This is a genomic window from Methylocapsa polymorpha, assembly GCF_045689225.1.
GTDB lineage: Bacteria > Pseudomonadota > Alphaproteobacteria > Rhizobiales > Beijerinckiaceae > Methylocapsa > Methylocapsa polymorpha.
Map to the genome: position 1 here is coordinate 115,674 of NZ_CP136862.1, position 22,494 is coordinate 138,167.

27 protein-coding genes and 1 tRNA gene are annotated in these 22,494 nt (G+C 59.1%); 3 read left to right on the top strand and 25 right to left on the bottom strand.

What is annotated here, in order from left to right; genetic code table 11:
* Positions 1–158: 158 nt before the first annotated feature.
* Genes RZS28_RS00570 through RZS28_RS00580 form a run of 3 tightly spaced genes read right to left on the bottom strand, consistent with a single transcriptional unit; the run spans position 159 to position 1,333 of the window.
* Complete coding sequence (locus tag RZS28_RS00570) at positions 159–746, bottom strand: hypothetical protein (protein WP_407339289.1); 588 nt, start codon at positions 744–746, stop codon at positions 159–161.
* 23 nt (positions 747–769) lie between these two features.
* Positions 770–1,018, bottom strand: a complete 249-nt coding sequence (locus RZS28_RS00575) for a hypothetical protein (RefSeq protein WP_407339290.1) — start codon at positions 1,016–1,018, stop codon at positions 770–772.
* A 54-nt stretch (positions 1,019–1,072) separates the two neighbouring features.
* The gene (locus RZS28_RS00580) at positions 1,073–1,333 is read right to left on the bottom strand and encodes a hypothetical protein (protein ID WP_407339291.1); all 261 of its coding nucleotides are present in this window, start codon (positions 1,331–1,333) and stop codon (positions 1,073–1,075) included.
* A gap of 684 nt (positions 1,334–2,017) precedes the next feature.
* Here RZS28_RS00580 and RZS28_RS00585 point away from each other — a divergent pair.
* On the top strand, positions 2,018–2,467 hold the full coding sequence (locus RZS28_RS00585) for a hypothetical protein (RefSeq protein ID WP_407339292.1): 450 nt from the start codon (positions 2,018–2,020) through the stop codon (positions 2,465–2,467).
* A 35-nt stretch (positions 2,468–2,502) separates the two neighbouring features.
* Positions 2,503–2,874 (top strand): hypothetical protein, encoded by a 372-nt coding sequence (locus RZS28_RS00590; RefSeq protein ID WP_407339293.1) that lies wholly within the window; start codon positions 2,503–2,505, stop codon positions 2,872–2,874.
* 341 nt (positions 2,875–3,215) lie between these two features.
* On the opposite strand, the gene RZS28_RS00595 is transcribed toward RZS28_RS00590, so the two are convergent.
* Genes RZS28_RS00595 through RZS28_RS00605 form a run of 3 tightly spaced genes read right to left on the bottom strand, consistent with a single transcriptional unit; the run spans position 3,216 to position 5,728 of the window.
* Positions 3,216–3,650 carry an HK97-gp10 family putative phage morphogenesis protein gene (locus RZS28_RS00595; RefSeq protein ID WP_407339294.1) on the bottom strand — a complete coding sequence of 145 codons (435 nt, stop codon included), beginning with the start codon at positions 3,648–3,650 and terminating at the stop codon, positions 3,216–3,218.
* 3 nt (positions 3,651–3,653) lie between these two features.
* Complete coding sequence (locus tag RZS28_RS00600; RefSeq protein ID WP_407339295.1) at positions 3,654–5,540, bottom strand: hypothetical protein; 1,887 nt, start codon at positions 5,538–5,540, stop codon at positions 3,654–3,656.
* A gap of 14 nt (positions 5,541–5,554) precedes the next feature.
* Positions 5,555–5,728, bottom strand: a complete 174-nt coding sequence (locus RZS28_RS00605; RefSeq protein WP_407339296.1) for a hypothetical protein — start codon at positions 5,726–5,728, stop codon at positions 5,555–5,557.
* Here RZS28_RS00605 and RZS28_RS00610 point away from each other — a divergent pair, their 5' ends adjacent.
* Complete coding sequence (locus RZS28_RS00610; RefSeq protein ID WP_407339297.1) at positions 5,729–5,887, top strand: hypothetical protein; 159 nt, start codon at positions 5,729–5,731, stop codon at positions 5,885–5,887. It abuts the gene before it with no gap.
* 196 nt (positions 5,888–6,083) lie between these two features.
* On the opposite strand, the gene RZS28_RS00615 is transcribed toward RZS28_RS00610, so the two are convergent.
* The 19 genes from RZS28_RS00615 to RZS28_RS00705 form a co-directional block, all read right to left on the bottom strand.
* Positions 6,084–6,311, bottom strand: coding sequence for a hypothetical protein (locus RZS28_RS00615; RefSeq protein ID WP_407339298.1), 228 nt, complete (start codon positions 6,309–6,311; stop codon positions 6,084–6,086).
* 2 nt (positions 6,312–6,313) lie between these two features.
* Positions 6,314–6,544 carry a hypothetical protein gene (locus tag RZS28_RS00620; RefSeq protein ID WP_407339299.1) on the bottom strand — a complete coding sequence of 77 codons (231 nt, stop codon included), beginning with the start codon at positions 6,542–6,544 and terminating at the stop codon, positions 6,314–6,316.
* Positions 6,545–6,548: 4 nt separating this feature from the next.
* A complete protein-coding gene (locus RZS28_RS00625; RefSeq protein WP_407339300.1) occupies positions 6,549–7,349 on the bottom strand; it encodes a hypothetical protein in 801 nt (266 codons plus the stop codon).
* Positions 7,346–7,609, bottom strand: coding sequence for a hypothetical protein (locus RZS28_RS00630; protein WP_407339301.1), 264 nt, complete (start codon positions 7,607–7,609; stop codon positions 7,346–7,348). The genes RZS28_RS00625 and RZS28_RS00630 overlap by 4 nt, the downstream gene beginning before the upstream one ends.
* Positions 7,606–9,105, bottom strand: a complete 1,500-nt coding sequence (locus tag RZS28_RS00635) for a hypothetical protein (RefSeq protein ID WP_407339302.1) — start codon at positions 9,103–9,105, stop codon at positions 7,606–7,608. Before RZS28_RS00635 ends, RZS28_RS00630 begins: the two co-directional genes overlap by 4 nt.
* 9 nt (positions 9,106–9,114) lie before the next feature.
* Positions 9,115–9,459, bottom strand: a complete 345-nt coding sequence (locus RZS28_RS00640; RefSeq protein WP_407339303.1) for a hypothetical protein — start codon at positions 9,457–9,459, stop codon at positions 9,115–9,117.
* Positions 9,460–10,017: 558 nt separating this feature from the next.
* Positions 10,018–11,220 carry an AAA family ATPase gene (locus RZS28_RS00645; RefSeq protein WP_407339304.1) on the bottom strand — a complete coding sequence of 401 codons (1,203 nt, stop codon included), beginning with the start codon at positions 11,218–11,220 and terminating at the stop codon, positions 10,018–10,020.
* Entirely contained in the window at positions 11,217–11,705 is a 489-nt protein-coding gene (locus RZS28_RS00650) for a hypothetical protein (RefSeq protein WP_407339305.1), read from the bottom strand. Before RZS28_RS00650 ends, RZS28_RS00645 begins: the two co-directional genes overlap by 4 nt.
* The gene (locus tag RZS28_RS00655) at positions 11,702–12,022 is read right to left on the bottom strand and encodes a hypothetical protein (RefSeq protein WP_407339306.1); all 321 of its coding nucleotides are present in this window, start codon (positions 12,020–12,022) and stop codon (positions 11,702–11,704) included. Before RZS28_RS00655 ends, RZS28_RS00650 begins: the two co-directional genes overlap by 4 nt.
* On the bottom strand, positions 12,019–12,378 hold the full coding sequence (locus tag RZS28_RS00660) for a hypothetical protein (RefSeq protein WP_407339307.1): 360 nt from the start codon (positions 12,376–12,378) through the stop codon (positions 12,019–12,021). Before RZS28_RS00660 ends, RZS28_RS00655 begins: the two co-directional genes overlap by 4 nt.
* Before the next feature lie 203 nt (positions 12,379–12,581).
* Entirely contained in the window at positions 12,582–12,815 is a 234-nt protein-coding gene (locus RZS28_RS00665) for a hypothetical protein (RefSeq protein WP_407339308.1), read from the bottom strand.
* An 824-nt stretch (positions 12,816–13,639) separates the two neighbouring features.
* Positions 13,640–13,713: transfer RNA gene (locus RZS28_RS00670), tRNA-Gln, on the bottom strand.
* Between the two features lie 259 nt (positions 13,714–13,972).
* Complete coding sequence (gene cydB, locus RZS28_RS00675) at positions 13,973–14,983, bottom strand: cytochrome d ubiquinol oxidase subunit II (RefSeq protein ID WP_407339309.1); 1,011 nt, start codon at positions 14,981–14,983, stop codon at positions 13,973–13,975.
* A gap of 33 nt (positions 14,984–15,016) precedes the next feature.
* Complete coding sequence (locus RZS28_RS00680; RefSeq protein ID WP_407339310.1) at positions 15,017–16,393, bottom strand: cytochrome ubiquinol oxidase subunit I; 1,377 nt, start codon at positions 16,391–16,393, stop codon at positions 15,017–15,019.
* A 149-nt stretch (positions 16,394–16,542) separates the two neighbouring features.
* Positions 16,543–17,325: a HesA/MoeB/ThiF family protein gene (locus RZS28_RS00685; protein ID WP_407339311.1), complete on the bottom strand. Its 783-nt coding sequence runs from the start codon at positions 17,323–17,325 to the stop codon at positions 16,543–16,545.
* Positions 17,326–18,020: 695 nt separating this feature from the next.
* Complete coding sequence (locus tag RZS28_RS00690) at positions 18,021–18,827, bottom strand: fructosamine kinase family protein (protein WP_407339312.1); 807 nt, start codon at positions 18,825–18,827, stop codon at positions 18,021–18,023.
* Positions 18,824–19,297, bottom strand: coding sequence for a low molecular weight protein-tyrosine-phosphatase (locus RZS28_RS00695; protein WP_407339313.1), 474 nt, complete (start codon positions 19,295–19,297; stop codon positions 18,824–18,826). The genes RZS28_RS00690 and RZS28_RS00695 overlap by 4 nt, the downstream gene beginning before the upstream one ends.
* A 209-nt stretch (positions 19,298–19,506) precedes the next feature.
* Positions 19,507–21,057 (bottom strand): substrate-binding domain-containing protein, encoded by a 1,551-nt coding sequence (locus tag RZS28_RS00700; protein WP_407339314.1) that lies wholly within the window; start codon positions 21,055–21,057, stop codon positions 19,507–19,509.
* A gap of 355 nt (positions 21,058–21,412) precedes the next feature.
* Positions 21,413–22,243 (bottom strand): hypothetical protein, encoded by an 831-nt coding sequence (locus RZS28_RS00705; RefSeq protein ID WP_407339315.1) that lies wholly within the window; start codon positions 22,241–22,243, stop codon positions 21,413–21,415.
* Positions 22,244–22,494: the final 251 nt, after the last annotated feature.

Below are 22,494 nucleotides of genomic sequence, written 5' to 3' on the forward strand. Positions count from 1 at the left end.
GATTGTCATGGCGAGGTCACGCCAATGAAAAAGCCCCAGCGTGCGGCACACGCCAGGGGGAGTGTATTTCCAAGATCAAGCCAACTGGGAGGGGGCTTGCGCAAATCGGTTTACGCGCTGAACCTTGCGCTTGGCTGGCGTCGCTATGTTCGGAGCGCTCAAGCGGCGTCCTGTAAGGACATTTTGGCTAGTGCTGCTATCATCGTGCGTAATGAGGCCGCTCGCCAATCATCATCATCGAATAGAAATCCGTCAGCGAGCGCGCGATGAACATGCACCATCAAAGCCCGCATGCCGGCTAAGGTTGTTGGCGTGATTCGGGCCAGCCGCGTGGTTATCATCTCCTCAACGTGGATGGCCCGCTCATATTGCTTGCGCAGCGAGTCCGTGCCTGTGCGAAAATCCCATGCGCGGCATTGCGCCTGAGCGATAACCATTCTCGCTTTCGCGTCTCGATATTCGTTTTCGACCGCAGCGCGTTTATCGAGATCTGCGCCGGCCTCCTCAAGTAACCGGTCATGGTGAAAATCGATGTGATTTCCCGCGATCCAAAGGTTACGCCAAATGATAAATTCACTTGGTCGAATCCCGTGCGTTTTTATACCTTCGGTGTCGAGCGTATTGAGTTCTTTACTAAGGCGAGAAACTTCTTTGACTGCATCCTCGTACATAGTGATCGCCGCAAATATCGGATCTGGTGCGACGCTCTTCGCTGGCGCTCTGCGGGTCTTTGGTTTCGTTGTCATGTGGTTGATCCTTTGAAATGGGGTCATCCGACAGCGTTAATTTCTTCGAGCTGGAGAGCGCCGGGCGTGCCTTTAAGCCGATCTCGGGCGCTGCTTAATGTGTTCGACGCTACCAAGGCGATGGCCTTGATGCCGTAACCATCATCGACGGCCTCGCTCGCCTGCTCGATCGCGAACAGCAGATTTTGCACAGTTTCAAGTTCGCGCATGAACATCAGATCAGACAGCGGGTCTTTTGGGTGAGCATCTGTCGTCGGGGTGGTTGTCGGCATTGTGGTTGCTCCTCCGGTTGAAAAAACATGGTCGCGCCCGCTCGGGCGAGCGCCTCAATCGCTTGACGTGACCGCGAACGCGTCGCCCTCGATTTGGATTGTCGTCTTCCCGTGCCGGATCAAGGCCGAAAATTGCTCGCCTGCCGAGACAAGGCGAAGGCTACGGCCCGACGTTCCGACGTCGCCCGCGATGCGCTCGGCCTCAGCCTCAAGGCGCTGCATCGCACGCCCGGCCATGGATGCGGCCCGGCGAACGCCGTCGAGCTCGCGTGTCGCCTCGGCGATGGAAAGATCTGTGGTTTTCGATTTTGACATGTGGATTGCTCCCTTTGTCTCCTTGAGTTTCGCCCCGCTATATGTTAGGCGTATATGTATACGTATACGATTGCTAGCAGGAAAGCAATGGCAGATTCGAAAAAAACTCCGCCTCCCGCAGTTGTCCTGACAGCGCGGATTCCTCAAGAAGTGAAAATGGCGATTGATAAGGCTGCACGCGAGGATGCTCGAACTACATCAAGCCTTGTCGCGAAAATTTTGGCAGATTGGCTCGCGGCCAGAAGGAAGAGGCCATCGAAATAAACAACAATAATGATGATGAACCAGAGCGCATCTCATCGAGGATGCCTCGCGAACCAAACCCACTAACGGCCTCTTTTGGTCGCATGGCTCAAGATCGGCCACCCGGCGATTCGCCAAAGGTTTTAACCGGCGCGCACTTGCACAATGCCTCGCTTGAGCGCGCCATCAAGGGAAATCGAGCGGCTCGAGGCGACGTACCGCGCCAATGAGATAGTCAACGATGCCCTTGTCACGGCGCGCCGGACCATTGCGCGGCATTTGAGCCCCGGGCCGTCCGGCGGCGGCCTCAAGGTCGTCAAATAGCGTTTTGAATTCCGAGCTTCATCGGCGGCATGGGATGAAGAGAAATCTTCCCCTGCATATCGCGCCGGGCGTGGCTGATCTCAGCCGCCGGTGAAGGCAAAGGAAAGGTAATCCGCGGTGCGCTTTTGGCTTTCCGGTCCACGCATCCTGCATGGCCTCGTCCGGCCCGGAATCTCGATCGGTCCAGAGGACGTGCGCCCGCGCCTGCCGCGCTGGCGTCGCTATGAGTACCGGAAGGCGCTCAAGGCCTACGCGGCGAAGCGTGGCCAGCATATAACCAACGAAGAGGCCGACTACCGGATCGACAAGGCCCATGCGATGGGCGAGCTCGACGCGGGCGGCCCGACCCTACACATCAAGGGTTCGCGAGACGAGATCATCGCCGGCATCCTCGACGGAGCCGAACAATTTGGCCTTCCGATGGATCGCACCAAAGCCGAGAAGATCGCCGACAAAGCCATCAACGGCGACAAGCTGCCGTTATGGGCTGCGATCGTGCTTGGCGTCATCGCTTTTGTGATTATCGGGCTCATAATCATCGGCAACACGGTTGCGCCGCCGGCTTAGGGAGCCTTAGCGCGTGGCTTCCTAAGGAGCGAGCGATGACCATCGAAGATCAGATTGTAAAGCTGGTTGACGAGCTAAACGCCCGAATAAATGCCAGGGGCGACAGGTTGATGGCGAAGCTTCGGAGCCTAACCGCTTCCCCCGAAGAAGCTTTTGGACTGTACCGCGAGAATGGCCGAGACTGCGCCAATTTCACGATAGAGAAGCTTGGATTGCTCGACATTTCTTCGGCCAAGCTAACGCAAAAAGAGGCGGATTGGCATAAGTCCTTAATTCTAAACAATCTACGTGGCCAATTAGAGTTTCCGTATGAATTGCCAACTCATGATATGCTCAAGCTTAGTGCGGCCATCGACGAAGGGTACGACGCGCGAATGACGGAATGGGCCACACCTTGTAATGACTAATACCTCTCGACGAATTTCAGGCTCGCCAGCGGCTTTCCCTCGCGCCGCAAGTCTTCAAGATGCCCTTCGCAAGCCGCGATGCAGGCTCTGAATTCCCGGAAATCCTTGCGCCGAAGCTCCGAGTTGAACTCAGGCGTCAACGCTGGGACTGCGACTAGGAAGGTTCCCGCCTCCGGTCGATCGAGACGGCGAGAGACAACCAGATCGGACCACCCACCGGCAACGAGTGCTTCTGTCGAGCTCATTTTTGCACCTTCTGCAGCACCAAAAATCGGGCTAGCCGCCATGCGGCGATGGCAAGATTCCGCGCCGCGAGAATGATGTTTCTCATTGCCAGACCCTCACTTACTCTCGATGGTCGCCTTGAGCGCGCCGCCAAAGCATTCCGCAACTTCCTCGCCCTTTGCCGCCAAGGCGCCGCCCAAGAATGGCCGCGGCGGGATCTTGATGGTTCCGAATTCTTGATATTTCGCGATCGGGCTATTGGTCCCGACGTAACCTTCATTACCGCTCGCGACCTCATGCTTGATCGAATCCCGCAGCTCGCCGGTGCGAAGCAACGGCTCATTCGGCGGATAGCCGAGCCTTGCGCGATCCTCTTGCGTCGATTCCGCAAGTTGCGGCCATCCGAATTCATACGTCCCGATCGCGCCCTTGGCGCTCTCTTCGAGAACTGTGCAGGCCCGCTCCATGGCGGCGAGCTTGTGGTGAGGCAATTCCTCGGCAAGCGCGACAAAGGCCGCACCAAGTCCGGCAAAAGATGAAAATTTCGGCATGGGTCAACCCTGTTCAGTCGGCGAGTAGCTCGGGCCCATCCATGTGCCGCGGGTGTCGGCGCCGGATGCGCTGGTCGGGAACGTCGCGGCAGCCACGACATGGTTCATCATGGTCTGCGCCATGCGGCGCGAATCGACGTTCAAAGTCACCGGGATGTTCACCGCGAGATGACGCGGGGGCGGGACAAGCGAGGAGTGCTTTTCGATTGGCGGTGGCGTGTCGATCTTCGGTGCGACTGGACCCTGGCCGCCGAAACCGAAAAAGCTGGCGCCAGGAATATGGGAAATCGCACTCGAGATCATGTCCGAGATGGCCTTGAACGCGGCTTTAACCGCACCTAACACCATCTCTGGCATCGCCATCACCCCATTGACGATCATGTGTCCGAGATTGTTCATGAAATTGTCGATGGCGGGCGGAATCCCGAGTATCGCATCCTTCACGTAGCTGAGGCCGTTTTTGATCGCATCCCAATTCATAATCGCAAGACCAGTCAGGCCGCCAACAACAGCGCCGAGGGCCGCCCCGATCGCCGCGCCCGCCGGACCGCCGAGCATGCCGACTGTGCCGCCCATCAGCGCGCCGCCCATCGCACCGCCTGTCGCAGTTGCCAGGCTCGCCGCTAATTGAGGATGAGCATTCGCGGCGGCGCCGAGCGACGTGATCGCGCCGGTCAGATCCTTTATGAACGGGACAATCGTTTGCTGCATTGGCGCACCGACCGCCTGCTTGAAACTCTCCAACTGGGCCCAAAACGCTTTTTGCACACCGAGCGGATTGCGTGTCGTGAAATCAGCGTAAGACTGGTCGATGCTGTGGGCTTGCTTCCATTGCGCGAGATCCTTGTCGATCTGTTCCTTGAAACCGGGATCGCTGAACATCGTCAATATTCGGGTGACGTTTCGATTCCGTCCAAGCTTTGCGAGCGCCATTTCCTCACCCGCTTTGTCGCCGCCGTAGAGCTGATCAAGATGCGGAATCAACACGTCATTGACCCACGCATAAGGATTGTGCATGCCGACTTCAGAGCCAAGAATTCCGCCCGGCTTGACGTTGATCCGGCCGCCTTCATCTTTGGTGGCATAGCCAGACTTCAACATCCCTGCGTCCCAAAGAACTTGGGCTTGCTGCTTGGAAAGCGTCGTCGCCCCGCTGATCGACTGATAAAGGCTCATGAGAGTTGTTCCAGCCGTGTCGCCTCCAAGATCAGCCCCGACCACAGACATCGGGCCGGCGAGGAATTCAGGATCAGCCTTCGCCCATGCGACGCCGGCCCGTTTGGCCATCGTCTGATAAATATTAGCGTCGAGTTTTCCGCCCGAACCAATAATGTTTTTGGCGAGCGCGTCGGCGAGCTTCTGCGTCCCGGCAACATCGGAAATGCTGCGCCCCGTCATTTCCATGGCGCGCCAGAGCTTGAAACCTTCCCCCTCCGCGCTCTTACCTGTGGAATTGCCAATAATCGCTTCCAGTTTGGCCGACCACGGCGCAATTTTCTCCGCCTCTTCGGCCCCAACAACTGAGCGCAATTCGTTGAAGGTCTTCAAGTAGCCGGCGGCGTCAATCGTCGGGACAGCCTTCGCAATGTCGTTGAAATATGATGCTTGGACCTTTAGCACGTCGTTGAGGCCCATTCCGGCGCGCTGCAACTTGTCCTGCTGGTCCAACAGTTTCGCGCCGGCGGGCGCAAATTCCTTGAACACTGCGACCACGCCAAGCGCGCCGCCCGCGACGCCGGCAAAGCCCAGTGCGAGGCCCTTCTGCGCGCGCGTTAGTTCATCGAAGTGCTTCTGCATCCCCTTCATGTGCCCCGCGATCATTGCGAGGACAGGCGTCAATCCATCAACAACGGACAATCGGATGGCAAGATCGTAAGGGCCTGCGGTCATTTCCTGGGTTCCTCTTACTGCGGCCGGCCATACATTTCAGCGAACCCCTTGTTGAGCTTCGCCGCCAATTCACCGCTCGCCTGCAACTTCTCTTGCGCTTCGGACGACAGCGTCTCGACCAATGGATGCCGCGCGATTTGGCTGGCGATTAAGCTTGCCGCCATCGCGGCGTCATAGGCTGCCTTCATGTGCCTATTCGACTCCTCGCCAGCCGCAACGAGCCGCTCAATCATTTTGCCGAGATCGACCATTGCTCAATCCTCATTTTCGCCGGCATGATATTTCGCGACGTGCCGCTCGACCACAGCGCGCGCCTGCTCGATGCACCGGGCCTTAAATTCCTCTGATACCGGTCCGATGCCATGCCGTTGTTTGAACTCCTCGACCTGCTTGCGCCTGGCTTCGCGATCAGCGAGTTTTCGTGTCAAGTCGGATCGTTTCATCTCAACCTCAAGGCAGCTACGGGACCACGGGGAACGACACCCGTAGCCCCGCGCTCATCGCGCCCGGCCGACTTCCCAATCGCAGGCGCAAGATCGTCGCTCACGTTGTGATCGCCGCCAAAAGGTTTTGTAGAGCCGTGTAATTCGTGGCGTCGCCGCCGCTGCTCGGATGGAGCGCGATGATCTGCTTTAATAGCACCGCCGCTTCGACGAGATGTTCGTCGAGTTGAGCCTGAAGGCTCGCGAGGTTGACGCCCGCCGCCTGTCCAGCGGACTTGGCGTTGGCGGTCAACGTTACTGCCGCGAGATTTTGCCTGACCGTCGTCATGATCAGGACCTCTCAATCAGGCCGGCGCGATCAAGCGCGCACTTGATCGTGATGCGTTCCTGAATCGAGAGCGGCGAGCGTGACAGGAGACCGTCGAGCCGGCCGATTTTGATCGGGCCGGTCAATTCAATGCCGGCTCGACGCGCCGAAGCGGCGATCGACCGAACCTCGGGCGAGGCCAGCGCGGCTTGAATGTTCAACGACGGCGCGGTTTTGACGGCATGGATTTGCATGATGTTAGTTTCCTTTCCTGGCGAATTCGATATCGACGATTTGCCTCTCCAAGGGGCTCAATCGATCGTAAACAACTTCCTCTCTCGGGGCGGCATCATGGCCCTCGAACTTCAGTTCCGCGGCGGCTCGCGGGTCTGCCTGCCACCTGGCGGCGAGGCTGGACCATTGCTTGCGTGCGGCTGCGATTGCGAGCTCCTCGATTCGCATCGGCAGCCTGTCGCGCGGATGACCAGCAATGTCGAAGCCAATCACCTCGGCGACAAGTTTGTCGCCGTGCCCGTGCCCGGTGAGACGAGACAATGCGGCAAGCTGGGCGGTCTGGTCTCTTAAGGTTGCTAGCGTCACATTGTAGGCGTCCCCCAAGGCCTTAGCGTGCTCGCGGACCGCAGCCTTTGCATGCTGCGCAATCTTTGCGGCAACCTGATCAAGGTGCAGATCCTTCTCCCCGATCTCAACGTCGAGCGCCGCCAGCGCCTCCCTGGCAATCGGTAGCTCGGACGTGTTTTCGGATGGGGACGGAGCTACAATCGCATAGGGCAGGCCGGCCCTGATTTTCTCAAGCACACTCAAGGACGTGGCAGTTTTATCCTCTCGGTGCTTCGCTTCGACGCATTCAAGGCGATCAATGTGCTCCGCAAGATCAGAACGGCCCTTGCGCAGCAAATCAAGCTCGGCTTCAAGGGCAGCCTTCCACGCAACAAAGCGCGCAAGCAACGATCGTGCTGGCGGCAGGCCCTTGGTGTTGACTTTGACGCTCTCAGGCGGTTCATCGCTATCATGCGAAATGTAGGTGACGTTGCTCATTCCATCGGCCCTTCAAACTCTCGAATTTCAACGCCTAACGTAGCAGATTTGCCCGCTTTCGGCTCGCCAAACCCAGGATTTCCAACAGTTGTAAACAAAAATCGTCCGCATTCCACAACAGGCTCGCGCTGAGCAAAGCTCGGAAACATTGGCATGCCGCGCGCGTCTACAGCGAACCCAGGCGAACTCGGCTTCGAATGCTTGATACCGAGCCGATCAACGAGCTCGAAAAGTATCTCACGCAAAGTCTTGCCGCTCACCAAACGCTCCCGTCGTATGTCTTGACTTCGCCTACACGAAACGTATTGGACTTTATGGGTTCGAGATTTGGAAGCGGCTCATAGATGCAGCCGCCGTCCTCGGTCTGCGTGAGGCCCGGGAAGCAAAGGCCGCCGCGCCGCAGATTGTCCTGCGCAAGAACAAGCGCACCAGCCACGGCGTTAGCAACGTCATCATGTCCGCGAGGCGGATGATCGATGCTGTCCTTGCCGCCGCGCGCCGTCCGCCGCTCAAGCCCATGAAGCTGTGAGATTAAACGCTGATTATCAAGAAGCTGCACGCGCCCGCTATTCAATAACGGCAACATGTCGCGGTAGAGATCCGACTTCGGGCGATCCGCCGGCTCATACACTATGCCGCGCTTGTGGAACTGTTCTCGGGGCCACTCCCCCGCGTAGCGATCGCCGACAACACTGCTCAACCCGTAGCTTTTCATGAGCGCCGCGAACTCGTCAACTACGCTCTCCGGCGCGAACGGGGCCCTGATCTCGCGAACGCAATCAAGGATCGCAATATCCTCTTCACGATGCGAAATCGCCAATGTCATCGAATCAGAACTGCCGCCGCTCGGATCGACGAAAGCGAAATATCGCTCATGCGCGAGCGGCGAGATCTCATATACGCCCCGCGCCGTGCAGGCTTCGAGAACATCAAGCGCCACAAATTCCGCAATGTCGGACCTGAACTCGGCCCCATATTCCGCCGCGGCCGAAGCGGGATCGCGCTCGTATTCTTTGTCAACAAAGCCCTGCCCGATGCTTGGGTTCATCACCCGCGTTGCAGCCTGCCACACAAGGTTTTGCGGATTGTCCCGACCGTGGAATTGCTTGTACGCATCCCAAAGCACGCCGTTGCGGGCATAAGGCGAGCTGCCGGCGATAACCATCGCGTCGTCGCCGAAAGTCGCCATCGAAGCGCGGATGGCGTTCAAGACCTCGCGATCTGGATTGGCGGACTCTGCGTCGCGCCAGAAAGCCAACTCGTCAAGCAGCGCGACACAAACCGATCGTCCGCGGACAGAACGATAAGACCGGGTGACCACCTCGATCGTGACCGAGCCCTTCAGATCAATAGTGTCCGCGGTGACGTTCTCGACAAGCTGACTAAGCAGCGGTGTCGCGAGGATGCCTTGGATATATCGAATTAGGATCTTCGCCTGTTCTCGATCAGCCGCGACAAGCAACACCACGGCGCGCTCGCCCGGCGACAAATAACGCTGCCAGTCATGAAAGCCCGCGAGAAAGGCCGCCAAGATCGCCATGCAGAACGACTTGCCGCCGCGCCTGCCGATGACCAACCAGATGAAGCCGAAGGCAGCCGCAGGAAGCTCAGCGCGGCCCGTGCACGCGCGAAACAGCGCGGCCTCGGCATTCATCCATCGGTAGACCGAAAGCAGCCGCCAGGAATGCCCGCCAGGGCCGCCAAGACTTAGGATCGCGAATTGCGGCGCCAAGCAGATGCGGATCGTCGAGCGCATCGATGATATTCACGGCGAACGATCCTTGGCCTTGGCCGCGAGATAGGACTTCAGATCTAGCGTCACGTCCTTGGCCCGGCGCTCGGTGCCGAGCGTTTCCAAGATCCTCCGAAGATGGCCGGCAAGACGCCCATACAAATCGAGATCGACAGGTTTGCCGAGCGACAACTGCCCCTCGAGCATTTCGAGTTCGGTTTCCAGCGCCGCGGCCCGATGGCAGAGGCTGAGTTTGGCCGCCGATAGGGTTTCGGCCCCGCCAGCGTCTTCGGCATGAAGCGCGACGAGATCTCGCTGCCGGCGCGCCCATGGGCTGTTGCCGTCGCCGAGGACATAGGCGCGCGTTCCATTCGTCACAGCCGACCTGATACGCCTGCCGGCCGGCCTAAGCTTCGCCGCCGCGCCATTGGATAACGGCTGACCGCGAACGGATGCGACCGTTTTTGTCGTCTCGTCAGACTGACTTGCGGGTTCAAAATCCATGTCGCGGACGGTCTCACAACCCTGAAATCAACGCAACATGCTCGCAACACGAATTGCTAATATATTGTATTCAATGGTAAAAATAGATGACTAGCGGATATGGTATCCGTTGATTACCGCCCTTATCGCAGCCTCGCACGCCGGGTTCGGCCTACAGAAACCATCTATCGCTTCGGCTGCGCCTGAGGTCCTTAGCTGGCCGATGAAGCAGCTACGATCGCGCCGGGAAAAATTCGCGAGGAAATTTGAAATTGCGCGGATGAGTCCTTCCACCATCTTTTCGGCGGCTCTTTTGTTTGGTGCGCTATTGCTAAAGCTAAGCCGGACAAAGCCGGACAAACCGGACATATGTCTTTAAAAGTCCGGTCTCCAAGCCGGACAAACCGGACAACACCCTATAGGGGTGTCCGGTGTCCGGGTCCCATGTCCGGGTTACGGTAGCCAAAGAACCCGATCTCCATTATAGATCGCGGCTAGCAAAGCTTTGGCTTTTATTTCAGCCTCGACGGCGCGCACGAACGCCTTCTGCCTGCGGTTGGCTAATTTCACGGGATCTTCGTCGGGCTCCGCTTTTTCTGCGATTTTCATGTAAAGGCGGTTGCGAACGAGATCGGCGCTGACAGCCCGAACGATCGGTCCATCGTGGATTGGTCGGATGTTTTGGCCCGCTTCGTTCAGCGCTTCGCGGATAACCGACATGAGGAGCCGCTGTGAGCGAGGGGGCGCTTTTTCGGCTGCCTGCTTCCCCGGCTTGGCCGTTTCGCCTGTCCATTTGACGACGGCGGATTTAATCGGCGTTCCGTCGGGCGCCTCTCCGATCTGAATGTCGTGGAGAGCAAACCCGATCGAGAAATCGGATTCCATGTCACGCTGCTTTGTCGTTGCGACAGAGCCCGGTGTAACTTCTATCTCCGTGTCGGTTGCTGCGCGCAGCAGGGAATGGCCGCGAGCGCCCCGCGCCGCGTCTTTCCCGGTATGGTGGACGTATGAGAGATGTGCGCACGTCTGGTCCCTGATGGTATCGGCTGCGGCGACCACGCGGCCCATATCGACGGGGCTGTTTTCATCACCGCCCGCCATGGCGCGGGACAATGTGTCGACGATGATCCATACGCAATTTGCGGCAGTTTCCGTCTCAGCTGCACGAGTGAGCGCGACAAGCTGTTTGAAGTCAGCATCATTAGATCGCAGATCTATCGGGAACCGAACAAGTGCGAATAAGGGCGCTATTGAGCTTCCGGCATAGTGTTTTTTGAGCGCCGCAAGCCTTTTGCGAATGCGCGTGCCGCCTTCTGCCGCCACATAGACGACAAGGCCGCGCTTCACCGTCCGTCCGTTCCACAGCTTCCCGACTGAAACATGAAATCCCATGTCCAAGGCAACGAAGGTTTTGCCGCTGTTTGAATCTCCATAAATAACGCTCATTGCACCGGCATCGAGAAGCCCGTCGATAAGCGGGTCTGGCGTTTCAACCATCGCCGACGTAGCGGCGGCGTCGAACCACTCTACTTCCATTTTGCGCTGTGAGCGCGCGTTATGGGAATCTCCGTTACGCCACGCCTGACGCTCGGGCTCTATGGGCTCGCCGAAATCCGCGAGCGAATCGAGATAGGCCTGATCGAGCGGCCCATTCATCCCGCACCGCCCTTCCGCGCCAACCCGGCGACGGCGATCAAAGCGGCTTCCGCGCGGTCACAGTCGCACTTGCGAGCGAAGAACCCAGCCTTGGAAGGCCAACGCGAAATTGCTACGCTGCGGGCGCTGTCCTTGTTTTCCTTCCCCGGCAAGATGTTAGATGCGCGCTTCCAGATTGGCGGCGCAATCAGAGTGAGCGGGACGCCGACAGCGGCCATGCAGCCTTCGATAATTCCGCGGCTGCGGCCGAAGCCAAAAGCTCCCGTTACTCCATCGGTCGGGCGCGGCCCGACGAGCTCACAGAAGGCGATAGTCGCTTGCGAACCATAGACGATACTGGCGAACAGTGCCGGGTTAACTGCGCGGCGTCCCTTCGCGCCATCTTCCAATGTCGGCATATCGTGAATTTCAAGCAGTTCGCCAGCGTCCGTCAGAATAGCGACTGCGCCGTCAAGTCCTGGGTCTATTCCTAAAACCAACTTCATGGCGCGCTCTCCGGTTGGGAGAGCAACGCGTCGATCGCGGCGCCAATCAAGCTCGCCGGGCCGCCGTCGCTGTCAGAGGTCAATGCGCTGCGGATAACGTCGAGGTCCGCGCCATGCTGCAGCGCGATCGAAAGAACAATCGCCGCGTCGCGTGCGAGGGCTTCTATCGGCGAGCCGACCTTGTGGGCCGACAAAAAGATCTCGCCGACTCGGCCATCGTGGTAACGGCCCACGCCGAGCGTGAAGCCTAGGGCGGCATGAAAGAACTCGAACGATTCTTGTCGCCGCCGGTGGGGGAGACGTTCGCGGGAGGTCATTGCGCGGCCTCCCTTTCGCAAGCCGGCGCATCGTCGAAATCGTCTTCGTTCTCTCGCGGTGTTCTCGCGGCGTTTCGGTAGGCTTCCTTGCGAAGCGTCTCCTGCCGGTCTCTTTCCCACCGAGTTGCGAGCGCCTCAAGCGTTGCTCTGGTCTCGCGCATGTTCTGCGCCGCTTTTTGCGCGGCCCTGACATAGGTGATCATTTTTCCGATCGCCCATTCGATCCCGTCGAGGTCCTCTTCGTCGATCAGATAGAGGGTGATTTGGGCATAGCGCGCAACGGATGGCAGCTTGTCGCGCAGATCCTCGAATTCGTGCTCGAAATCTTGACAGCAGCCGTGCGGGTTCAGGTCCATGCGCGCCTCCCGTGGAAGGCGTAGCCGGCGATCAACCGCGACCGAATGGGTCGGACGCCGAAGCGCTGGGCGAGATGTTGGGCTTGCGGTCCGCGAGCGGTGACGTTATTTTCACGGGTGTCGATCGCCTGCCAGCTAACGACATTCCCGAGCCCCGCCGCCCCGTTGCGCGCGGGGCTCGACGTATCTGAGGCCATGACGGATCACGCGACCCCTCTGGCCTTGGCGCGAAATGTGTCGCGCGCGACAGATTTGCTACCGACCCACTGCCGACCCATCTGAAAGACGCCAGGCAAAAGGCCCTTGCTCGCGAGGTGGTAGGCCTTGCGCTCGGACATCCCCCAAAATTCGCTGATTTCCTTCATGCCGGTCAAAAGATCGGCTCCAAGGTCGGCGATTTCCGCCGACGACCCCCTGTCTGTTATTCCGATTGTCATGGACCTTGTCTCCTATAATCAGATGCGTCTCACGTGTATGTTCACTAAATAAAAAGCTACCGTCGACGGAGCCTGCACAAAGCTTCATTGAGGTACACAATCAAGACTGTCTCGTTGCTTCCGTTTAGCTTACGCATTGGTCCAGCTAGCGCTGCGTCGCCGTCACCATCTACTAGACCAACTTCCCCATTGGCGAATACAGCTAGCCGCACAACTCTTTGACCTTGGATGCAGCCCGTAATCATCGCCTGCACGTCTGCATTGGCTTCTATGGCCGAACGTAGCCCTTCAGCGATGCGGCGCAGCCTCCCTATAGAAATATTCCAAGGGGTGAGACGGGCGAGCACCGCCGCGACGACAGCCTCGACTTCCTGGAACTCCCGATGAGTGCCGCGTCCCATACGATCTGAATCTGGCTCGGCCTTGAGCGCTCCACCTTCAGCCCATAACTGAACACTGCGCCGCTTCGCGCCAGATATTTCAGCTAGGTCTGAGAGACTATACAAAGCTCACCTTTAACCAGATGCGTGACGCGTGTATGCTCCCTATTTCTAGCAAAGTCAATTGGCCGAAGCCCTTATCCATAGATCCCCCCATTTTGCCGACCCGTGCCAGCGCATCGATCTAGTCGCGGACTGCCTACGCCATTTGTGTGTGGCGAACCGACCGCTTCGATCTCGCCCTGTGTCGCGTTCCATGTCGCGCGGACCTGCCGTGGTTTTTTAAAACTCCTTTGAAATCAGCGGTAATTGATTGCAACATATGCGACATGAAAAAGCCGCCTCAGAGGGCGGCTTGGGGCGTGAAACACTCGCAAAAACAATTGGCTGGGGGACCTGGATTCGAACCAAGATTGACGGAGTCAGAGTCCGCTGTTCTACCGTTGAACTATCCCCCAACAAAACCACAATAAGTCAATGGCTTGCGTCGGTCGCTAGGCTTTTCCGCCGGGGCGGTTTCGCTTTCCGGCGGATGGACGCGTGGTCTAGTTGTTCGTCCGCTCGCTGTCAACGCTCGGCGCTGGCTTTGCGATGACCGGCCGGGCATGACCCGGAGCATCCCCGATTACCGGCCTAGTCGACCGAAAAACAATCGCATTCAAAAATGCTGAAGTATCTCCTTGTCGAAGACAAGATCAACTTTTCCAAAGTCAGGGCCTAGTGATAGCTTTCGCCCTCACGCAATTTGCCTCTAAACGTCCAATAAACGAAGGCCGTATAGCCGAGGATCAGCGGCAGCATGATCGCGACGCCGATGAGCATGATCTTCAACGAGGCCGGTGCGGCTGCGGCCTGCCAAAGGTCGACCGAGGGCGGCACGAGATAAGGATAGGACGAAATCGCGAGACCCAGGAAGCACAGCAGGAAAATCCCGATAACGCCGACGAATGGCTTGACCTCCTCCCCGCGCGCAATCCAGAGCCAGACCAAGATGATGAGCGCAGCGGTCGCGAGCGGCAGCGGCCAGAGAAAATAGATATTCGGCGTGGCGAACCAGCGCGCGCCGATATGGACGTAGCGAATCGGCGTCCAGATGCTGACCAGGGCGATGAATAAAGCGACCGCAACAAGAAAAAGAGGCGCGAGACGGCGCGCATGGCGCTGCACGTCCCCGCCGGTCTTCAAGATGAGCCAGCAAGCGCCGAGGAGCCCATAGCCCGCGATGAGGCCAAAGCCGCTCATGAGCGAGAAAAGCGAAAGCCAGTCGAAAGGGCCGCCGGAAAACTCGTCATTATTGACCGTGACGCCTTGGAGCAGGCCTCCGAGAATCAGGCCTTGCGCGAAAGCGGCGACGATCGAACCGCCGGAAAAGGCCAAATCCCAGAGCCATTTGGGCTTGGCCGTCAATCGGAACTCGAAGGCGACGCCGCGCAGGATAAGGGCGAGCAGCATCAAGATCACCGGAATGTAAAGCGCCGGCATGATGATCGAATAGGCTAAGGGAAAGGCCGCCAGCAGGCCGCCGCCGCCGAGCACGAGCCAAGTCTCGTTGCCGTCCCAGAAAGGCGCGACAGAGGCCGTCATGGCGTCCCGATATTTTTCGTTTCTCGTCGTCAGGAAGAGAACGCCGAGCCCGAGATCGAAGCCATCGAGAATGACATACATCGCGACGGCGGTCGCAATAACGCCGGTCCAGATGACAGGAAGATACCAATCAAATTGCGTCATCGCCCATCTCCATGGCGTCGATTGGATTCGGGATCAGGTCGGCTCGCCTGCGGCGCCCGACAAAGGACGCGACGGCACGCCCGCCGGCGGCGCGAGAACCGCGGGCGTCGGACCTATGTTGATCAGCCGGTTCATCGCATAGATGCCGGTCGAAAAGACGACCCCATAGACCAGCACGAAAAGCGCGAGCGAAACCAGCACGGTCTGCGCGAGCACCGGCGATGCAGCGTCCGCAGTCCGCAAGACGCCGGTGGCGAGCCAAGGCTGGCGGCCGATCTCGGTCACCATCCAGCCTGCAATAATCGCGATGAAGCCGGCCGGCCAGGAGACGGCCGCAACATTCAGAAACACGCGGCTCGTATCGAGCTCTCCGCGGATCCATAGCCAAGCGCCCCATAAGACGAAGGCGAGAAGCGCAAAGCCGAGCCCAACCATCAGGCGAAAGGCGAAAAAGACTTCCGGGAGCGGCGGCCGGTCCGCGGCGGGAAATTGCTTCAAGCCAGGGTATTTTCCGTCCCAGTCGTGCTTGATGATCAAGCCGCCAAGATGCGGGATGGCGAATTGGAAGAGGTTGGATTCGGTCTTCTCGTCCGGCCAGCCAAAGACCACGAAAGGCGCGATTTCGTCGCTATCCCAATGGCCTTCGATCGCTGCGAGCTTCACGGGCTGATACTGGGCCGTGTCCAACCCATGCTCGTCGCCGATGAAGATCTGCAGGGGCGTGAGGATCAAGGCGAGGCCGAGCCCCATCCGCAGCATGGTGCGCGCATGGGCCGCAAACCGCCCGGCGAGCGCGAAGCGCGCGCCGACGGCAAGCACGACGATCGCCGTGGTGAGATAGGCGGCGGTCACCATATGCGCGAAGCGCCAGGGAAAAGTCGGGCTGAAGACGACATCCCACCAATTGAGCGGATAGGCGATCCCGTGGCGGACCTCGAAGCCGCTCGGATATTGCATCCAGGAATTGGCCGAAAGAATCCAAAAAGCCGAGGCCGCGGTGCCGATCGCCACTATGATGGCGGAGGTGAGATGCAGCCATGGCGGCACGCGATTATGGCCAAACAGCATGATGCCGAGGAAGCTCGCCTCGAGAAAAAAGGCGGTGAGCACCTCATAGGCCAGCAAGGGGCCAATGACATTGCCGGCGATATGCGAAAAGCGGCCCCAGTTGGTTCCAAATTCATAGGAGAGGACGAGGCCGGAGACGACGCCCATTGCGAAGGATATGGCGAAAATCTTGGTCCAGAACCGGGCGAGGTCGCGAAAGCGATCCTCTTTCGTCCAGATCCAGCGGGCGAGCAAGACCGCGATGAACGCCGAAAGACCGATGGTGAAGGCAGGGAAAATAATGTGGAAGGTGACGGTGAAGCCGAACTGGATACGGCTCAGCGTCGTGTGATCGAAATCCATCTCGAGCCTTTCGAAAGCGGCGCTGGTCCGCAGGCTGAATCGATGACCGATTGAAGCGAGGCCCGGCGCATCGATCGGGAAATGCGCTGCGATCGAGCGCGAGTCCGATCTGACAAATTATTGCGACGGTTTCGCTACGTTGCAATGCGTCAAGAGGACGCCGACCGCGTCCCGTTCAACGGATTTTCCGGGTCCCACCTGTAGCGCAGCGTCTCGAACCGCATGCCGAGCGCATCGACGAGAATGAGCTTGCCGACAAGGCCTTCTCCGAAACCGACGATCTCGCGGATCACCTCCAGCGCCATCATCGCGCCGAGAATCCCGGTCAGGGCCCCGAGCACGCCAGCTTCCGCGCAAGTGGGAACCGCGCCCTCCGGCGGCGGCTCAGGAAACAGGCAACGATAGGTCGGGTTGGGCTCCCCCGTTGGGCCTCTTTCATAGGGCCGCAGAACCGTCAGCGAGCCGTCGAAGGCGCCGACCGCCGCGGTGACAAGCGGACGCTTTTCGTAATAGCAGGCGTCGGAAGCTATGTAGCGGGTGGCGAAATTATCCGACCCGTCGGCGACGACATCAAAGCCCCGGACCATGTCCCGCGCGTTATCCGCTATGAGCCGCATTTTGAGCGGCGTCACCCGGACATGCGGATTCAATCTTTTGACGGCGTCGGCGGCGCTTTCAACCTTGGCGCGGCCAATGTCCTGAGCGCCATGCAAAACCTGCCGCTGAAGGTTCGAAAGCGAGACTGCGTCGTCGTCGACGATGCCGATCTCGCCGACGCCCGCCGCCGCAAGATATTGGATGAGCGGCGAGCCGAGCCCGCCGGCGCCTATGACGAGAACGCGCGCGCTTTTGAGCTTTTGCTGGCCGGGGCCACCGACGCCCGGAAGCACGATATGGCGCGCATAGCGCTCGATTTCTTCGGGAGAGAACATCGTCGCAGTCTAATCCGATTTCCCCGGAGGGGGAATCGCAGAGCCGCATCGATCAGAATGGCGAGCCGCCGACTCGCATATTGCCGCGACATAGGCCATTCTGGAATAGCGCTGCGGCCCCGACCGAGGCGGCGCGTCATGGCTGCTCCATCGTCAGGCTCAGCTTTGAAACGTCTACATATAGGGTGCGAGGGAGGGCGTAGATGACGCAAGGGCGGTTCCGCAGCATGTCGCCAGCGAAGACCGTTTTGCTGACGATGCTTGTTCTAGGATTGTGTCATTCCCCCGCGAGAAGCAACTGCCCCTATGGCGATACGAGCTATGTAGATGGTTCTACTATTAAAGCCTCCGACCAGATCTACATTTGCGCATTCGGACAATGGTTCAGGGACAGAGACATTGCTTCCGTCATAAATGTAGAGCAAGCTAATTTATGGGCCAATTGCTGCGGGTCGGCGGACTTAACGACTTACGCCAAGACAGTATGTAATGAACGACAAGAATGCTCGATACCTCCGGCGAATGGCTGGGCGGAGAAAAACCCGGATCCAAATAGCCAGAAACACTTATGGGTCAGGTATCATTGCGAAAGAGCGACGGGGGATATAGCAGTTTCGCACTATACAAAACAGGCTGAAGAAAACGCGCCGCTCAATATATCTTGCAAGCTATTCTAATTCCGCCGATTGGCTTGGTCAGGCCCCGGTCGCGTGTAATATCCGCTCAACCATAGGCCGGTAGCCTTCGCCGAACAGCCGCAGGTGGACGAGCGCAGGCCACAGACGGTAGATCGGTAAGCGCTCGTCATTATCAGGCTCCAGCGCTCCATAGGCTTCAGCGAAGGCGGCGCCGGGCTGGTCGAACAGACCCAGCATTGCGAGATCGACCTCGGCATGGCCATGATAGCAGGCAGGATCGATCAAGCCGCTGACCCGGTCGCCTGCCGCCAAAATGTTGCCGCCCCATAGATCGCCGTGGAGAAGCGCTGGCGTCGGCCGCGCCGGCAATCGGTTCGGAAGACCGGCGGCCAGGGCTTCGACGCGGCGCGCCAAAGCGGACGGGAGATGAGCAAGATGCGTCATCAACCGGTGCTCGGCCCAGAAGCGCGGCCAGTCTTCGGTCCAGCCGTTTTCGATCGCGACCGGCCCGAAAGCATAATTCGTCGGCCAGCCGTAACCCGTCCCCGCCGTCGCATGAAGCCTGGCCAGCGCCAGGCCGAGGCTCACCCAAGCCTTGCTTAGGGTGCCGCCAGCCGGAAGCAGCTCCATCACCAGCGCCTCGTCGCTCGCAGCCAAGACAGCGGGCGCGGGGGCGCCGCTGGCGGCGATGACGCGAAGCATCAAAGCCTCGGTTTGCGGCGCGGGTCCGTTCTTGACGATCGCCTCGCGTCCGTCAGCCAGAGCGATGCGCAGGACCTCGGACAGGTCGCCGCCGTGAACGGCTTCAACACGGCGGAGTTCGCCGCCGATGAGAGCCGCGCCGATCACGGCGAGTCTATTCATGTCTTCTCAGCGATTCGGCGGGCCAGCGCTCGCGCCCCGATTGTCACGTCCGTCCAGGTCGCCTCGAATCCGGCCGCCTCGCCGAAATAGGGATCGGCGACCGCCTCGCCTTCGCGGCCCTCGACGTAATCGAGCAGCAAGCGGAGTTCGGCGGCGGCGCCTTCCGGCTGCATCGCCTCGAGCGCGGCCAAATTTTTGAGATCAAGGGCGACAATATGGCTGAAGCGTTGAAAATCTTGGAGGCTCACCTGCCGCGCGCGATAGGAGCTGATGTCGACCCCATACCGGCTCGCCACCGCTTGGGCGCGCCGATCAGGCGGCTCGCCTACATGCCAGTCGCCGGTGCCCGCCGAGTCGACATCCACATCGAGGCCGATTCGCGCAACCTCGACGCGAAACGCCGCTTCAGCGAGGGGCGAGCGGCAGATATTGCCAAGGCAGACGAACAGGATGGCAGGCTTTCCGGACACGTCTTGCGACCCTCCATAACCATCTAACAATGCGATATTTCCAGCCCTCGCGCATGGCATGAGAGACGCGGCTGTAGAACTGATCCTGCCGACGATCTTCGTTCCCGCAAGCCGGCGGCGGGACGGCGACCAGAGAAGCCGCCTGCGAATCGCGCAATCAGGCGCTAAGCATCAATCGCAGCGCTAATCACGAGCGATGTGGCTCAGGCCTATTTCGCTAGCCACACTTCCACGCGACGATTTTTTCGCCTCCCGGCTTCAGAATCGTTGCAAACCGCAGGCGCCATATACGAAAGCGGCAGTAAGCTGTCCTTGGGCGCACGTAAGCCGGCGGACTCTAGAGCGGCGACGACCTTCGCCACTCGTTCGCCCGCGAGCTTTTGATTGGCGGCCCAACCGCCGGTGGCGTCAGCGAAGCCGACGATGTAGAATTGCTTGCCGGACACGCCTGCGGACGAGAGATGGCGGACGAGACGAACGATATCTTGCTGGGCTCGATTGTCGAGACGCGAACTGCCCGCTTCGAACCGAAAGACGATCGACGACCGTCGCATCTGCGTCAAGCGTCGAAATTGCTGGATAGCGTCGGACGGCACAAGCTTTCCAGCGGGCAGCGTCCGGCTAGGGTTGGCCAATATGGATTCCGTCCAACTATGTTGTTCAGAGCTGTCCTGAAAAGTTATCCCTTGGTCAACAAACTCCGCCTCCTGCACCGTCGCCTGTGCCTCGTCCGAAAGGGCGAATTTGATCAGGTCGACGGCCGTCGAATCCGAAGGAGCGCCGATCGTATAAAGATACAAGCGCCGGGTTAGAGGATATTCCTCGGTCTTGACGGAGAATTGGGAGGGGCTGCTGGCTATCCCGCACTGCGATGTGATCGTCAGCGCGACATTCCTGCCGATGTAGGGCAGGCCAATGAAGCCAATAGCGTCAGGATCTCGCGCCACTTCGCTTGTCAGTAGCTCGCTCGATTCCAAGGCCTGCGCCTGAGGTGAAACGTCCAAATGCGAGGGACCAAGAACCAGGCTTTTGAAAGTATCGAAAGTGCCGGATTTATTGTCCCGCCGGAAAACCTTGACTAGGCGATCGGGGCCGCCAACATCCTTCCAACTGGTGATCTGGCCGGAGAAAATATGCGCGATCTGCTCGAGGCTCATCTGTTTCACTGGGTTGTTCGGGTTCACGATCACTGCGACGCCGTCGAGCCCCAAAACATGCTCGTTGCCGCGCGCAAATATATCGACTCCAAAGCGAGCGTTCACAAGCCTTGCTTCCTCTGGATTCGCCTGGCGCGACGCCATCCCGATCAACGCTTTGCCATCAATTAAGCCTGGCGCCGCCGTCGCCGACCCATGCGCCTGAAGATCAATGACGGCGCGAATTCCGGCGGATGACTTGATCGTAATTTCCTGTTCTTCATTGCCGCTCAATTTGGATGACGGCTTAACCCCCATCCGCTTCAAACCATAGGCGTCGATCAACATCGGCATCAGACGTTCGCCGATCGTGTTGGACCCATAAATGCCGAAACGGGGCGGTGTGGCTGGAAGCGACGCTGTGACAGGAGCAGATTGGCTAGACGGGCAGGAGACGTTGATTCCTCTCACAGCGGATGAAGGATATTCCAGGGGCTTCGAGCCTCCCGTGACAAAGAGTAGAAACTTGCCGTCAAGAGTCTCGAAGCGCTCTGCGTTGATCTGGGTTCCATCGGAGAGGCAAAAGAGAGTTTGCCCAAGGGCGGCCGGAGAGAGGAAACTCATCGCGAATAACGCCGGCAGAGCTTCGCGCCAGAGAGGCAACCATCGAACCATCATGACCACCCGATATAGAGCACAACCATTCATTATAGAAGTCGTAGTCAATTTGTTGTTTTCCTGAATACGCCAGGTTGAGCCGGCCAAAAATCACGGTCTCATGTGGAGCTTGCGGGTCCAACCGGTGCAAAGTCCGTGGCGTCGAATAATGCGCCCTCTTGTTGCGCATACTCTTAGAGATCAGCTTCGCCTCCTTTGCGTCGGCGATGTCGAAAAGTGCATGTTGTGATGTTTAAAGTCCCGCGCCTTAAAGCCAAGCAGATGACGCCGGAAACGTGCTCCGGGGCGCCGACAGCACGCTTTAGTCGCCGATTTTCTTAACTATATCCATGTTCACACCCAACGCGCATTGTGGATATCTCATCAGGATCATGCGCTCCTCGTCGCCGTAGCGACCCGTCGCGCGGAAAGACTGCGAACTCCCAACCGAAGCCTCGATTACGCCGGCGGAATCGATCGTTCCACTCCATCCGTATGCAGTTCCTCGAAATTCATGCTCCCAGGCGATCTGCCCCTGCCGGATCGTCACATTGATGGAGAGACTAGGTTTTGTTCCGCAAGCGTTGTCCGAGCGCGCCAAATAGCGGCCGTTCGCGACGCCCATTGCATGCGCATTCAAGCAGCTCTGCTCGGCGCGAGTGATTGCAGCTTCCGCTTCGGCGCGGCGGCTTCCCGGGGCCCGGTATCGATCGAGGTAATCCCAATAGCAGTTTTGCACGACGCAGGTCGCGGCGTTGCGTGCGCATTGCTGCGCTGACTGCCACATTGAGTCTTCCGGTTGAGCCTGCAGCGCTTCGTCCTGAGCTCGTCGCGGCGCCTCCTCCTGAATGCGACCTTGCCGCGCAGAGTCGCATTCAACCCGAGCGCCTTCGGCGATGGCATCGAATTCGTCGCGCGAATGGCCTGTCGGAAACTGCCGTAAATAAGAATCGATGCAGATCGACACGAAGCAGAGCTGCCCTAGCCTCGTGACGTCACTCACGCATTCGCGTGTCTTGCGAGCCTCCTCCTCGTCGGTCGACAGGAGCTGCATAGGCGTCACGCTGGGGCAGGATCGGCCGAACCAGCGGCAGCGGTATTCCGGCGAAAGGACCAGACCAACTAAGACGACGAGCAGCGGCCAGAGAACCATAGAACCGCCGATCAACCAGACGCGGCCTCCAAGGCGAGGCGGCCTAGGCGGCTCGGTTATAGGCGGCGGTGTGGGTGGGGACGGCGGCTCCTCGCATCCACGAGCCTCGTTAATCGTATACTCGTTCTGGCCCTGACCGCACGTTTCCGGCATGGCGTTTTCCCAACAGGTTTCGGCTTGCAAGCATGCGTCCGAGGTCGCTACCTCGACGCGCTCGGACTTAAGAATGTGATTGACGATCTCCAGACCAA

Coding starts and splice junctions, on each gene's coding strand:
- RZS28_RS00705 (WP_407339315.1), bottom strand. CDS start 22,243: ATGGTTCTCTGGCCGCTGCTCGTCGTCTTAGTTGGTCTGGTCCTTTCG.
- RZS28_RS00680 (WP_407339310.1), bottom strand. CDS start 16,393: ATGGATTTCGATCACACGACGCTGAGCCGTATCCAGTTCGGCTTCACC.
- RZS28_RS00625 (WP_407339300.1), bottom strand. CDS start 7,349: ATGAGCAACGTCACCTACATTTCGCATGATAGCGATGAACCGCCTGAG.
- RZS28_RS00700 (WP_407339314.1), bottom strand. CDS start 21,057: ATGAGTTTCCTCTCTCCGGCCGCCCTTGGGCAAACTCTCTTTTGCCTC.
- RZS28_RS00685 (WP_407339311.1), bottom strand. CDS start 17,325: ATGTTCTCTCCCGAAGAAATCGAGCGCTATGCGCGCCATATCGTGCTT.
- RZS28_RS00690 (WP_407339312.1), bottom strand. CDS start 18,827: ATGAATAGACTCGCCGTGATCGGCGCGGCTCTCATCGGCGGCGAACTC.
- RZS28_RS00660 (WP_407339307.1), bottom strand. CDS start 12,378: ATGGACCTGAACCCGCACGGCTGCTGTCAAGATTTCGAGCACGAATTC.
- RZS28_RS00650 (WP_407339305.1), bottom strand. CDS start 11,705: ATGAAGTTGGTTTTAGGAATAGACCCAGGACTTGACGGCGCAGTCGCT.
- RZS28_RS00575 (WP_407339290.1), bottom strand. CDS start 1,018: ATGCCGACAACCACCCCGACGACAGATGCTCACCCAAAAGACCCGCTG.
- RZS28_RS00595 (WP_407339294.1), bottom strand. CDS start 3,650: ATGCCGAAATTTTCATCTTTTGCCGGACTTGGTGCGGCCTTTGTCGCG.
- RZS28_RS00645 (WP_407339304.1), bottom strand. CDS start 11,220: ATGAATGGGCCGCTCGATCAGGCCTATCTCGATTCGCTCGCGGATTTC.
- RZS28_RS00590 (WP_407339293.1), top strand. CDS start 2,503: ATGACCATCGAAGATCAGATTGTAAAGCTGGTTGACGAGCTAAACGCC.
- RZS28_RS00615 (WP_407339298.1), bottom strand. CDS start 6,311: ATGACGACGGTCAGGCAAAATCTCGCGGCAGTAACGTTGACCGCCAAC.
- RZS28_RS00655 (WP_407339306.1), bottom strand. CDS start 12,022: ATGACCTCCCGCGAACGTCTCCCCCACCGGCGGCGACAAGAATCGTTC.
- RZS28_RS00600 (WP_407339295.1), bottom strand. CDS start 5,540: ATGACCGCAGGCCCTTACGATCTTGCCATCCGATTGTCCGTTGTTGAT.
- RZS28_RS00580 (WP_407339291.1), bottom strand. CDS start 1,333: ATGTCAAAATCGAAAACCACAGATCTTTCCATCGCCGAGGCGACACGC.
- RZS28_RS00605 (WP_407339296.1), bottom strand. CDS start 5,728: ATGAAGGCAGCCTATGACGCCGCGATGGCGGCAAGCTTAATCGCCAGC.
- RZS28_RS00635 (WP_407339302.1), bottom strand. CDS start 9,105: ATGCGCTCGACGATCCGCATCTGCTTGGCGCCGCAATTCGCGATCCTA.
- RZS28_RS00665 (WP_407339308.1), bottom strand. CDS start 12,815: ATGACAATCGGAATAACAGACAGGGGGTCGTCGGCGGAAATCGCCGAC.
- RZS28_RS00620 (WP_407339299.1), bottom strand. CDS start 6,544: ATGCAAATCCATGCCGTCAAAACCGCGCCGTCGTTGAACATTCAAGCC.
- cydB (WP_407339309.1), bottom strand. CDS start 14,983: ATGACGCAATTTGATTGGTATCTTCCTGTCATCTGGACCGGCGTTATT.
- RZS28_RS00570 (WP_407339289.1), bottom strand. CDS start 746: ATGACAACGAAACCAAAGACCCGCAGAGCGCCAGCGAAGAGCGTCGCA.